Annotated in this window: 12 protein-coding genes and 1 pseudogene; 10 read left to right on the top strand and 3 right to left on the bottom strand. The window is 30.1% G+C overall.

Features of this window, described 5'->3' with window-relative positions; all coding sequences use genetic code 11:
• The first annotated feature begins 28 nt into the window (after positions 1-28).
• The 3 genes from ACXLDF_RS11195 to ACXLDF_RS11185 all read left to right on the top strand — a co-directional run bounded on the left by ACXLDF_RS11195 (position 29) and on the right by ACXLDF_RS11185 (position 1,812).
• Positions 29-745: an MBL fold metallo-hydrolase gene (locus tag ACXLDF_RS11195; protein WP_457558616.1), complete on the top strand. Its 717-nt coding sequence runs from the start codon at positions 29-31 to the stop codon at positions 743-745.
• Positions 746-1,303: 558 nt separating this feature from the next.
• Complete coding sequence (locus ACXLDF_RS11190; protein WP_457558615.1) at positions 1,304-1,576, top strand: histone; 273 nt, start codon at positions 1,304-1,306, stop codon at positions 1,574-1,576.
• 26 nt (positions 1,577-1,602) lie between these two features.
• Positions 1,603-1,812, top strand: coding sequence for a histone (locus ACXLDF_RS11185; protein WP_457558614.1), 210 nt, complete (start codon positions 1,603-1,605; stop codon positions 1,810-1,812).
• Between the two features lie 417 nt (positions 1,813-2,229).
• On the opposite strand, the gene ACXLDF_RS11180 is transcribed toward ACXLDF_RS11185, so the two are convergent.
• Positions 2,230-2,961, bottom strand: coding sequence for a queuosine precursor transporter (locus ACXLDF_RS11180; RefSeq protein WP_457558613.1), 732 nt, complete (start codon positions 2,959-2,961; stop codon positions 2,230-2,232).
• Between the two features lie 65 nt (positions 2,962-3,026).
• Between ACXLDF_RS11180 and ACXLDF_RS11175 the strand changes: the two genes are divergently transcribed.
• The 7 genes and pseudogenes from ACXLDF_RS11175 to ACXLDF_RS11145 all read left to right on the top strand — a co-directional run bounded on the left by ACXLDF_RS11175 (position 3,027) and on the right by ACXLDF_RS11145 (position 10,794).
• Complete coding sequence (locus ACXLDF_RS11175) at positions 3,027-3,365, top strand: hypothetical protein (protein ID WP_457558612.1); 339 nt, start codon at positions 3,027-3,029, stop codon at positions 3,363-3,365.
• 238 nt (positions 3,366-3,603) lie between these two features.
• Positions 3,604-5,187 carry a cation diffusion facilitator family transporter gene (locus tag ACXLDF_RS11170; protein ID WP_457558611.1) on the top strand — a complete coding sequence of 528 codons (1,584 nt, stop codon included), beginning with the start codon at positions 3,604-3,606 and terminating at the stop codon, positions 5,185-5,187.
• Between the two features lie 141 nt (positions 5,188-5,328).
• The gene (locus tag ACXLDF_RS11165) at positions 5,329-5,694 is read left to right on the top strand and encodes a hypothetical protein (RefSeq protein WP_457558610.1); all 366 of its coding nucleotides are present in this window, start codon (positions 5,329-5,331) and stop codon (positions 5,692-5,694) included.
• 21 nt (positions 5,695-5,715) lie between these two features.
• Complete coding sequence (locus ACXLDF_RS11160; RefSeq protein ID WP_457558609.1) at positions 5,716-5,844, top strand: hypothetical protein; 129 nt, start codon at positions 5,716-5,718, stop codon at positions 5,842-5,844.
• A 298-nt stretch (positions 5,845-6,142) separates the two neighbouring features.
• Positions 6,143-6,877: pseudogene (locus tag ACXLDF_RS11155) on the top strand (AAA family ATPase); the annotation flags it as partial.
• A gap of 799 nt (positions 6,878-7,676) precedes the next feature.
• A complete protein-coding gene (locus ACXLDF_RS11150; RefSeq protein WP_457558608.1) occupies positions 7,677-9,737 on the top strand; it encodes a hypothetical protein in 2,061 nt (686 codons plus the stop codon).
• Between the two features lie 7 nt (positions 9,738-9,744).
• A complete protein-coding gene (locus tag ACXLDF_RS11145) occupies positions 9,745-10,794 on the top strand; it encodes a phosphatase PAP2 family protein (RefSeq protein WP_457558607.1) in 1,050 nt (349 codons plus the stop codon).
• A gap of 91 nt (positions 10,795-10,885) precedes the next feature.
• Here the strand turns inward: ACXLDF_RS11145 and ACXLDF_RS11140 are convergent, their stop codons facing one another.
• Both ACXLDF_RS11140 and ACXLDF_RS11135 read right to left on the bottom strand, forming a co-directional pair.
• A complete protein-coding gene (locus tag ACXLDF_RS11140) occupies positions 10,886-11,803 on the bottom strand; it encodes a zinc ribbon domain-containing protein (RefSeq protein WP_457558606.1) in 918 nt (305 codons plus the stop codon).
• Positions 11,804-11,882: 79 nt separating this feature from the next.
• A complete protein-coding gene (locus ACXLDF_RS11135) occupies positions 11,883-12,395 on the bottom strand; it encodes a nucleoside 2-deoxyribosyltransferase (RefSeq protein WP_457558605.1) in 513 nt (170 codons plus the stop codon).
• Positions 12,396-12,522 lie beyond the last annotated feature (127 nt).

Raw genomic sequence — 12,522 nt, 5'->3', positions numbered from 1 at the left:
AATAGATGCCAGCATAATTAACAGTAACATGCATCCAATTCTAATTATTATTCTATTTTTCCTTTTATTTTTACTTGCTACCCTTTTTATTTGGTTTTTTATCACGTTTCGTCCAAACCCTACACGAGAAATCTTTTCTAATGGCAAGAACTTGGTAGTTTATGCCTTAAAAGATCGAATGGTTAATAGTTATTTGATACAATCTACTAAAACAACTATTTTAATCGATGCTGGTATAAGTAATGCTACTATTGAGGAGATAAAATCGTTGGGAATTTCACCTGCTTCAATTCAAAGGGTCTTTTTAACCCATTCTGATTATGATCATGTAGGATGTATTCAATTTCTTCCTAACGCCCAAATTTATTTAAACAGCAGAGAAATCCCACTAATTACTGGAAAAACACCAAGATTTGGAAAAAAGAAATTTAACTCAATGGCTCGCTCTGATTTTATTGGCATTGAAAATGAAAACTCAATTGAAATTGAAGATATTACTATTAAACCAATTTTTACTCCAGGTCATACTATCGGTCATACATGCTATTTGCTTAATGATTGCGTTCTCTTTACAGGTGATACTCTTCGCCTGCTTCCATCAGGAAAAATTATTCCATTCATGTTGTTTGTAAATATGAACAATGCCCAACAACGAGAATCAATTGCACGTATAAAATCTCTTCTAGCAGAGCACCCAATTCAGATCATGGCAACCGGACATAGTGGAATTAGGAAGTTTGAATAAAATCTAATCTACACTATTGCAATAAAATTCTTTTGTTATTGTATAAAAACGATCTTTAGAATAAAGAATGCTTCTAGATGAAAAAATAGTAATATTTAGATAATCCTTCTCTATGAACAAGACTAATATAATCTTTATCTTTAATTCTATGCTTTTTGATGATTTTGAGGAGAGTAATTATATATTAATTTATTTTTTATAAGACTTTATTTTACAAAAAACAATCATAAAAAAAGAATATTATTTGATTGTGCAAAATAATTATTAGATTTACCCTAAATATTATAATTTTCCCAACTATGCTTTAGTTTTCATCCACAGTTGCTACACATTTGAAAAAAAATCCCTATATTGATCTGAGATCTCTCAAAAAATCCCCATTTTTTCTTTAGCACGTAAAAACATACTAAGATAGATCATTGACCGAATCCTTTTTGTCGACCAATCTTTCCCCCAGATCAACCCCATCGCCACAAAATTTTCCCGAAATGACAAACATTTATATATCCATCCATCCATTAATACATTAGTAAGTATTGCGGGAAGGTCATATAGAACTTGCAGTTTACTGCAGGAACAATACTTCCTCATCACAATACTTCACACGGAGGATTAATCGATATGAAAGTATTTGCATGGAGCCCAATTCGCGAACTTATGAAAGAAGCGGGCGCAGAAATGGTTTCTAAAGATGCTGTAGATGAACTTATCAGCTATTTGGAAAAATACGCCAAAGCACTAACAACACGTGCTCTTGAAATGACAAGACATTCTCAAAGGAAAAAACTTACAAAGTCTGACATGGAGATGGCTTTGGAATTAATGGATTAAAAATCCAAATAAGGAGTGAATGAAAAATGACCAAAGTATTTGCATGGAGCCCAATTCGTGAACTTATGAAAGAAAGCGGCGCTGAGATGGTATCAAAAGATGCTGTCGATCGTATGATCGAGTTTTTAGAAGTTGAAGCGAAAAAAATTACGAATAAAGCACTTGAAATGACAAGACACAGTGGGCGTAAGAAATTAATCGCCGATGACATTAAGTTAGCTTTAGAATTGCTTTAAGATTATAAAGAGAATATTTTTTTTTTCACTTTGTTAAAAATAAAAGAGATATCTTCAAAAGAATTATTCTCAATATCTCTCAAGTTGAAGTTCTCTTTTTAGAAGAATGAGCAGGTTATTTTTCGTTTAGATATTTTTCTTTACAAATTCTTTAGGTATAACAATTTAACTTTTTTATTTTACATACCAACATGGCATTACTAGATAAGTAGATTTTCGCTCATGTGAACGTTTGTAGTGAATTATTTGTATATTCAAAGTAAATCTATAATTTATTTAACCTGGGGTGAAAATAGGAGAATAAATTTAAAAAAAGAGCAAAACTTCACTCTGATTTGATTCTATTTAATATTCTTTTTGACCTTTGATTAAATAATCGTTATTGAATACTTTTATTCTCCAAAACTTTACTAAAAATTAATTGACAGATGAATATTCGCCAAAAAATTTTGATAATTTTGAGGAATTAACAATCCAACGATCAAGATAGATAAAAGGCGTATCCACTACCCCAAAAATCCATTTTGTAATGGTTTGTGCCACGATCAATTCCCAAACCAAAAACCAAAGACCTTGAAAGAGTCCAAAGCCTAATGTGATGAAAATTGCAGAATCTAACATCAACATGGGGACATCAGAAAAAATACTGCGCACCCAGAGATATTTACCTTTGGTAAGTTTCTTCACCCACGTGAAAATTACAGCATCTAGATTATTTGTAAGTAGAAAGGTGATCCACGAGGCTGCAACAATCGCGGTTTGTTGCTGGAAAATTGCTAACCATGCATCAGGAGAAACCCACCAAGAATCACCCGCAGGCAGTTCGTTTGCAAAAAAGATAAACATTACCATTAATATTTGAGTAATAAAAGCAATAAAAACCATTTTATGGGTTTCTTTTTGCCCGAAATGTTCATTCATGGTGTCTGTTAGCTGAAATAAAAATGGAAAAGTAAGAACACCTGCAGGAGGTTCCCAAATACCAATTTTCACAATTTTTAAAGCTAAAATTTGACTTAGTGCTAAATAAATTACATATACGGCGATAATTCCCTCAGATTTGTGAACTTTCCGAATATAAATTGACATAAACACAGTAGAAAGTAAAAGTGAGAGAGCCCACACGATCCAAATTCCAACTTGTGCCATAATTTTTCTTAAATTTACTAATTTCTAAAAGAATTTATTAGTGGGAAAACATTGGATTTTTGACGATGAGCTTTTTTGGTCAAAATCCGGAATGGAAGCAATGGGCAGATCGCTTTGATGTAACTTTAGATAAAGTGGTTAAGAATAATAAGGGCTGTTGGTTGACTTTGAATTTCATAATTGATCAACAGACTTGGGAACATGTGGAGAATTTAGGTTTGGATCCGTATTTTGAAATGACATTACCACAGTATTTCACAGGAAAAATGTGGGATCGAATTCGCATAAAGGAAATCAAAAAGGTTCCCCGAGAAAGTCCAGATGAGGAGATTTTCCAGTTTGAAATCATCAGAAAATATGATCCAACTAAACCTAATCCTCAAGATTCATCAAGTTCCAATTAAATCCTTATATTTTTATAAAATTAATATAAGACCCTCAAATTTCCTGTAAATTATCTAAAGACCATTAAATCACCCGAATTCCCCATAAAATCATTAAAGTCACATATAACGCCACTTAAAAATCCGTAAATGCCCATAAAATCACCAAACACACAAATTTCCATTTCAAATTAATTATTATTAGCAATTTTTAACCAAATATTCAAATGTAAATTAATAAAAAAAGGATTATGTGAACATGAGTAATTCAACCCATAAACCGGATTCTTCTACGCAATTAACTTCAGAGAATATTAAGAATGATAGTTTTAATCGTCTTTATCACAAAAAAGGTAATAAAACGAAGAAAGAAAAAGGTACTAAAACAGAGAAAAACACTAAAAATAAGAAAAAATATTCCGATGAGAGTATAGTTACTCGATTATCGATTATATTGGTTATTATTGTTTTCATAATTAAGGTAAGTGTTTCTTTTATTACCAGAAGTTTATCTTTTATAGTTGAACTTTCTGATTCTATAATAGATTTGGTAGCTGTTTCAATTACGTTTATCGCACTAAAAGAAAGTCAAAAAGAACCTGATTTTGAGCATATGTTTGGTCATGAAAAGATTAATTCATTTGCTGCATTTTTACAGAGTTTACTAATTTTAGGATTATATGGGGGATTACTTTTCAGCACTATAGAAAATTGGATAAACGGAACTCTAATTGAAACATCCAACACTTTATGGGGAGTAGGTGCATTAGTGCTAATAATTACATTAGTGTTTATTATTTCTCATAAAATAATTCAAATTGGAAGGAAAAGTAAAAACCAATTAATTCTGGCCCAAGGAACCAATTTTCGTGGCGATTTTTATCGTAATATTACTGTAATATTCAGTTTGACAGTATCATATTTTGGTATTAAATATATCGATGCAATTGTTGCGATTTTATTTTCACTTAAAGCAATTTTTGAAGGATTCCAAATATTATTACAAAGTTATAAAGAATTAATCGATACTAACCCAATTTCGAAAGAACAAGTTGAAAAATTGCAGAAAAAACTAGAAAGTCTTCCAGGAATTCGAGAAATCCAAGATCTTAAAATTAGAACTGCTGGTAATAAGCTCGATTTATCACTATGTATTAAAATTAAGGGAAAACAAAGAGCATTTCAAATAGATTTGATTAACGAAAGAATGCGCAAAATAATTGAAAAAGAATTTTTAGAATATAATTGTAACACATATTTCTGCACTCAATCTCCCAAAATACACCCCCATTTGACTGACATTCAATGGATTTCTAATATAATAAGAAAATTAGCAGAAAACAACTCATTTATAACCAATGTTCACAATATTGCTATAGATCAATTCAAAGACGATTTTTTAATTCAATTACATATGGATATTCCAGGTACATTATCATTATCTGAAGGACATGAAATTATCACACAATATGAAAAAGATTTAAGGGATATTATAAATCAAACACTAAATCAAAGCACAAATATTGAGATAATTACACATTTAGAGCCAACACATGAATATGAGAGAGTACATTCTCATCCTGTTTTAGAACAAGCTCCTGAAGATCTTAAAGTTGAAATAGAGCAAATTGTGAAAAAATTTCCAGATGTTAAGGAGATTCACGATGTCCGAATATTGACAGAAGCAGAAGGGTGGTTCCTTTCATTTATGATACACATCGATGGAAATATTTCAATTATGCGAGCACATGCTCTTAACGAGCAAATTGAACAGGTGCTTTTTACTCATTATCCTCAATTGAAGGACTGTACAATCCATACAGAACCATATGAAAATGATTAAGTTATAATTCCTTTGATAAATATTTCATTAACATTATTGAAAAGAGAAAAAAATATTTGATTCTTATTTTAAGAAAGATCAATCTTTTTTAAGAATTTAAAATTCAATTTACTACGTGCAATAGGAGGCGTTTATAAATACATGAAAGAAAAAGAAATGCACGTTTCAATCAGCTGGCATCCACTGAAGCGTTATGTAAAAATACCACAGATCTTGCGAGGGCCTCTGGATATGAATATTATCGATGTGATTTATCAAATTGATAAGCAATATTTCAAGAACCGAAAAAATTCAAAACGCAGCCATCGCTTAGATTTTATGGCTCCAAAAATAAAAAGCAGCTTGCAAATGTTGTGGAATCCAGAAACAGGAATGTTTTATGATGATGTTGGAGTTGAATGTAGAACTCCACCTCCTGAATCTCGTACAGTTCCTGTCGAAATAGAATGGAAAACACCTGTACCTAATAATGCATGGATAGTCTTGATGCCAGATGCACAATGTTGATGAAATGCAGTAGAAGAGCGGTTGAAACCTGGAAAATTTCTAAACGGATTAAAAACCCAGTGCGGTGAAGATTCAGAAATATATCAATTCTACAATAAGCAATATCATCAAAAGACTTTATCTCAAGATTTGAATGAAGTGAAAGAATAAACAAAATGATCAAATTGCTTCGATCAATGTCTTTCACCAACGCCATGCAAGAGGCTACCTTGAGAAATATTTTTTCAATTCTTTTTCAAGTACGATAGAAATTCTGGATATAATCTGAATATATATTCTATGTATTAAAGCTTTGAATAATATCAGAAGGAATTTAGGTATAGATTTCATTGTATTCATTGCGAGTAAAAAACGGATCTTAATACTATTCTGGAATACTAGATAACCGTTTTTACAAGAAAAGAAATTATTATAGAGATATAATTTAAATCGTAAATAGGCAACACCGATGCGAAAGACTGTTCAAATTGCTGGAATTTCACTTATTTTAAGTACCCCCGATGAAATACCTCATATTCAATGGATCGGTGGTGAGTTATATTTATCTCAACTTTTAGCAGCATGGACTATAGTGGATACAAATCATGATATTCCTATGAGTCCGCAAATTTTAGGAAAACCAGGAGTAGGAAAAACAACTTTAGCTTATAGTGCTGCAAAATCACTTAATCTTCCTGTATATATATTTCAATGCACAGTTGATACTCGTCCTGAAGATCTTTTAATAACTCCTGTAATTGGAGAGAATAATACCATCGAATATCATGCAAGTCCACTTGTCACTGCTTTGATTGAGGGAGGAATTTGCATTTTAGATGAAGCAAACCGAATGGCAGAGAAATCATGGGCTTCTTTAGCACCATTATTAGATCGTAGAAGATATGTAGAATCTGTTATAGCTGGAATTAAACTCTCTGCCCATCCAAATTTTCGAATATGTGTTACAATGAATGAAGATTCAAGTACCTTTGAAATCCCAGAATATATTCACTCTCGCTTGCAACCCCAAATTTTCATTGAATTTCCAGATTCAGAAGAGGAATATCAAATATTAAAATTTAATATTCCTTATTCTCCTAAGCAAATAATTGACTATACAGTCAATTTTCTACAAAGAGCCCATAAAGCAAATAAGGATTACACAATTAGAGACGGAATCAATATTTGTAGATATTATTTAAAAATCGAACAATATTTCTTTAATAAATATCATTCTCAAAAATCAATTTCATCTGTATCATCTACTGAAGAAAAAAATGACAAAATGCGCGACAAATCTATATATTATTCAAAAATGGATGAACATGTGGAAGAAACATCACCTATAAGGACTAATTCTCCCAATAAACCATCAACTAAAGGTTCATTTGATTCTTTACATGAAAATTCTCAAGAGAATCAAATTCAAAAGGATAGAATAAATAAAAAATTATTTCAACAAGCAATTTTTCATATTCTCGGTGAAGAGGGTTTTAATTTTTATTTAGGAAAAAAATCAACTAAATCCGATAATTCACTTCAATTTCAAGATATCTTTGATCAATTAAATGCAATTTTTTATGATGAAACTATTGATAACCCTGGATATCATAATGATCTTTCTTCTGATGAAGAGAACTATAATGAAAGGTTTGAAAATGATAAAGAAAAAACAGAGAAATACCATAATTTTAGAAATGAAGAAACTTTCTTTGATGAGCTTGATGAATTTAATGAAGAAGATGAAGATTTTCTTGATTTATTAGAAAAAAGTGATATCAAATGGAATTCTGAAAAAGAGAGAAAAGATTTTCTTGAACCAATATTGGATGATGATCTTGATGAAAGACTTAAAAAAGAACCCCTAGATAGAGATCCGAATGAAATAATTAGGGAATTTTTAGAACGTAAATATCGAGAGAAAAAGAAAAGAATAAAAAAAAAACCTTCTAAAGATTCTAAAAATAAAAAACTTAAGCATGGAACTCAGGGGAAAGACCCAAATGATCCGATATAAAAATCTTTTTATTCTTCCAACTTATCACGATTCACTTGAATTTACTACAGAGATCAGGAATATTTTCTATCGTAACCCTCCCGATATAATTGCAGTTGAATTTCCTGAGAATTTAAAACAAGACATCTTAACTGGAGTAGCGCGTTTACCTAAAATTTCAGTGGTTCTATATTTTGATGAATTTTTAAAAACACAATTATATATTCCAATCACTCCGATTGACTCTTTGGTTGAAGCTATTCGACTAGGGGATGAATATGGAATCCCTGTGGAATTTATTGACATTTTTATTAAAAATTACGATCCTCCAGTAATTCCCCTTCCAGATTCTTATGCACTCCATTATATTTCTCTTAAACAGTTTTATTCTATTCTCAATAACACATTAGGACTAAAAAGAAAAGCACAACATTATTATCAAAAAAAACTTCCAGATAAACTAGGATCTAAATATAAAAATAAGAACCAAAATCAAAATCTGAATAATGAAACAAATTCTGATGACTCTCTTCAAGATACATTAAAAATAGGAAAAGACGCAGAACAATGGATGCAATCATCTAAAGAATTGGATGAAATGCGTAATTTATATATGGCGTCTCGATTGCACCAGATTATGGTGGAGAATTTAAATGCAACAATTCTTGTTGTAATTGGATTAAATCATTGGGAACAAATTAAAATATTATTAGATCATAAAATAATTGATTTAGATCTTACAGCTTTTCAACCGGAAGTCAAAACAACTTTACTCAATATTCGAAATAAGGATATGCCTCAATTGTTCCAAGGAATTCCTAATATAATTTTTCAATTTGAGATTTTTCGACATCAGCAAAAAATGAAATGGGATGATTTGGAAAATAAGCAACCGCCAGCAGAACTATTTCAAAATTTCGATGTGTTAGAAGGTATTAGGGAAATTTTAAGTAAATCAATTGAACGATATAAAAATGAATATCAAGAAAGAATTTCAATTTTTAAAATACAATCTTTAACAAAATATGCGAGAAATCTTGCTTTAATTGAAAACCAACTTGTTCCAGATCTTTTTAACCTAGTTTTAGCATCAAAAAGTATTATCAATGATGATTTTGCATGGATTGTCTATGAGGAATGTATAGATTATCCATTCTCTGAAGATCCTGCAGAAATTCCGACTTTAGAACTTTCAAACAAAGGTTTATTCTTAAATGGAAAGTATTTTACCCTTCGGAGAAGTATCCCTATTAAATTAAAAGCTGTAAAGCTCCCTTTAAAACCAAAACCAAAAGAACATTATAAGGGAGAGTGGAAAGATGAATGGAATAAGGGACGATTTCAGCTTGTTTCGCATATACCGGAGGATATTTTTGAAGAGCAATATTTTCATCATATTCGCGATCGTTCTTTTGAAATTCTTCGTGATACATATAAAAAAACCTATAAATTTTCATCTACGTTAATGGACGGAATAGATTTTCGCGAAACTATAAGAAATTGGCCTCTTAATCAGACGATTTATGTGAAAGAAGAATTTCCAATTCATGGTTCTGTGGATAGTGTTGTGATTATTTTTGATCCTGATAATGATCCAAAATCAAATTCAAATAAAGAAAAATACCCATATAAAATGATGTGGTATGCAGAACATCCAAAAGAGAGTGATTTAGCATTTTACAGCACTTTTCCTGGAGTAAATCTTGTTGGGCCAGGTATTTCTCGAATAGAATTAGGAGGAGTTACTTCCTTTTTCCCCCCAAGAAATGTACCAAATGTTTGGTCTACAAAATTTCGAAAGGATTATCCCTTTGTTCAATCAAAAGCAGAGATTCTTTTAACAAGTGCACTTATTTTCGCTCAAAAAAAATTTATAACTTATGTTTCTACATCTAAACCTCGACAAATTTTCTATACATTTGCAGCAAGGCTAAATCTTACAATAATTTTTATCCCATTAAACCGTTTCAATCCGAATAGCTTGCACTCACTACGAAATTTGCATATATTAGCTGGGAAAAATAAACGAAAATTGGCGTATAAATATATTAATAAGCGAAAAATCTAATTGTAACATGATTTTCTTGCCTTTGGATAATATCGATTGGAAAAATTGGGGATCTCGTTTAGATCGGAAGGAATTCATCCATTTCCTAACAATTATTCTAGTTATTTCATTAGTATTTTTCTTTATTGGAATTTTCTTTAATGATTGGGATATTGATAAATATTTTTATGCGAAAAATCAAATCTTTTTTTGGTTTTTTAGAACAATTTCTTATTTAGGTTCCACCATTGCAGTTCTATTTGCTTTTTCTTTGCTTTTTTTCCTTGTAGATAAAAAAATTGCAAGAAGTGCCTTATATTCATATAGTTGCGTCTTGATAATTACTACTTTTTTTAAAATTCTTATTCAAGATTTACGACCGCCGCAAAATATCTATGCAGGCAGTCCAATTGCACAAGGATGGGGTTTTCCATCAAGTATTACTGCAAGTACCATATGTTTTTGGGGATATGTACTATTTCGGGCAAAAGATTTGCAAACTAGAAAGATTAAAAAGATTTTATACTGGATTGGTAGTATTTTAATGTGTATTCTACCTTTAAGTCGAATTGTAATTGGAACTAACGATCTAGAAGACATTCTTGGTGGATACCTAATCAGCTTTGCATTTCTCAGTATTTTCTTAATAATTGATGCTAATTTTATTAATTTTCACTTAAAATATAAAAAATGCGGAATAATTGGAATTTTAAGTGGATTATTTTATTGGGGTATTTTAGTTGCTATTTTTGTGAGAATTTATCCAGAAAATCATGTTCAAATTATTTATGATCTTTCTGTAACTACAGGATTGATAATTGGCTGCTCTTTTAATTTTTATCTAACAGAACAAACCATTAACGTAGATTATTCGCATTTTGCTTGGAAATCTCGTATAATTGGTCTAGTTACATCAATTTTTTCCATTATCACAATTTTTTCTGGATTATGGTTTTTACTCCAAATTATTCCATTTATACAATTTTTTATTGCAATCCCATATATCTTATCTCCAATTCTTAGTATACAACCAGGTATTTGGTTAGCTTCTAAATTTGATGATAGGATTTCAAATTAAATATTTAGTCATAAAGAGTAAATAATCTTATTAGTGTGAGATGTGCGAATAAGTTTCAGTTGATTATATAAATAATTAATAATAAGAAATATTAAAATGGAAATGGATTACCACATCCACGACAAAATTGAGCAGATAATAAATTTTTTGTTCCACATTCTGGACAATATTTGGTATTTAAGTCTCTATTTAGCGAGATTTCCTCTAATTCTTCTTGCAATTCCTTTTGGGTTTGCATTTTAAGGTGATTTTGATCTATTTCCTTATTATTTAGAGGATTTGATACTTTTCGAAAAGGAAATGGAAGGCTTCTTTTTATATCTTGGATATATGAATCGATATCTTTCTTTTCTTTTAATTTAGCTGCTTGATTCAACTTTGAAAAATCGACATTTAATTTTGGATACGAACAATTCTCAAATTTGAACGATCTTAGATTTTTAGCGATATCGCCTAATGATATTATATTCAAGTAATTTGAATCTGCAAACCAAAGCTGTTGCAGCCGTTCTGCCTTTAATGATCTAAAATCGATTGAACAAAAATGAGAATGATCAAGAAATTGAATTGAAACTAAATTTGGAAGAACGGTTTTTCCTAAAAAGAGGGTAGATTGAAGACATTTATGAAACTCCAGCAATTCTAATTGAATGTTTCCTAATAAATCACCTTTAAACTTAATGTATTTGGAATTCTTAAATAACCATCGACGCCATGAAGGAAATTCTCCAATTATATCAAGAATGTCAAAATATTCTGAATTAGAAATAAAAATTTGTTCAAATTTCGCTGAAGAAGGAAAATATAGGGAAAAAGAGAAGTATTTGCAACCTATCATTTCAATATACCTCAAATTTGGCCAGTGCTCACCATCTAATAAAAGATTACAATTTGAGCAATTATGAAATGATAATTTTTCAATATCTGGATTGTAATTAGAAATTTTATTTAAATCATCAGGAAATTTTAAATATCTTTTCTGTTTGAGGAGAAGTTCTTGCAATTCCATCACTTTAATTGAATGATTTTGATTATATATTACTTTTCAAGCCCAATTATTTATTCGATTTCAACTAAAACTTGATCACTTAATTAATATTAAGATAAGATTCAAGATCTGCTAAACTGTGAAACAGACGTCCACCACTTTCTTTAATACAATATTCTACTTGTAAGTTGACTGTACACCCATAATTATCACCTGAAAGCCGAAAATCACTCCTAAATCCATAAATTTTTTTTCCAAGTATATACGCCATTCCAATTTCAGTCGCAGTTCCTGAATCTACATCTGGACCATCCAAAATTGCAAAAATTAAATCACTCGATTGAAGCAATTCCTTATTATTTCTTGCAATTTGAATATTAATTTTTGATAATTCATCAATTGATTTATGAAAATTGAGAATAGCCCCAGAGCGATCCATTACATGCAGATTTTTCATAATTGTATTAATTTGTTTCCCCAATTTTATGTTTTTAGGGTAATTGAAGGGATCAATAACATCAAAATACTTCTTTAACAGATCTTTAATTTGTTGAGTTCCAGTAACTCCTATTTCAGAAAAACCATGGGGTCCGGCAAAATATAATTTTTTCATAATTCTTAAGTTTACAAGTTAATTAATTTTTTTAATCTTTATATTGCATTTCATTTGAAAATTACTCCGACATAATTTATTTTATTTGTAAAATCAAATTATCTCCTAAAATAGCCCTGTTTTTCAA

Source organism: Candidatus Harpocratesius sp. (assembly GCF_054039255.1).
The sequence above is the reverse complement of the archived record's forward strand: the minus strand, read 5'-3'. Positions and strand labels throughout refer to the sequence as shown.

What these genes read in the sequence shown, in the direction of transcription:
- ACXLDF_RS11195 (WP_457558616.1), top strand. Translation starts at nt 29, where the DNA reads ATGCATCCAATTCTAATTATTATTCTATTTTTCCTTTTATTTTTACTT.
- ACXLDF_RS11185 (WP_457558614.1), top strand. Translation starts at nt 1,603, where the DNA reads ATGACCAAAGTATTTGCATGGAGCCCAATTCGTGAACTTATGAAAGAA.
- ACXLDF_RS11180 (WP_457558613.1), bottom strand. Translation starts at nt 2,961, where the DNA reads ATGGCACAAGTTGGAATTTGGATCGTGTGGGCTCTCTCACTTTTACTT.
- ACXLDF_RS11175 (WP_457558612.1), top strand. Translation starts at nt 3,027, where the DNA reads ATGAGCTTTTTTGGTCAAAATCCGGAATGGAAGCAATGGGCAGATCGC.
- ACXLDF_RS11170 (WP_457558611.1), top strand. Translation starts at nt 3,604, where the DNA reads ATGAGTAATTCAACCCATAAACCGGATTCTTCTACGCAATTAACTTCA.
- ACXLDF_RS11165 (WP_457558610.1), top strand. Translation starts at nt 5,329, where the DNA reads ATGAAAGAAAAAGAAATGCACGTTTCAATCAGCTGGCATCCACTGAAG.
- ACXLDF_RS11150 (WP_457558608.1), top strand. Translation starts at nt 7,677, where the DNA reads ATGATCCGATATAAAAATCTTTTTATTCTTCCAACTTATCACGATTCA.
- ACXLDF_RS11145 (WP_457558607.1), top strand. Translation starts at nt 9,745, where the DNA reads ATGATTTTCTTGCCTTTGGATAATATCGATTGGAAAAATTGGGGATCT.
- ACXLDF_RS11140 (WP_457558606.1), bottom strand. Translation starts at nt 11,803, where the DNA reads ATGGAATTGCAAGAACTTCTCCTCAAACAGAAAAGATATTTAAAATTT.
- ACXLDF_RS11135 (WP_457558605.1), bottom strand. Translation starts at nt 12,395, where the DNA reads ATGAAAAAATTATATTTTGCCGGACCCCATGGTTTTTCTGAAATAGGA.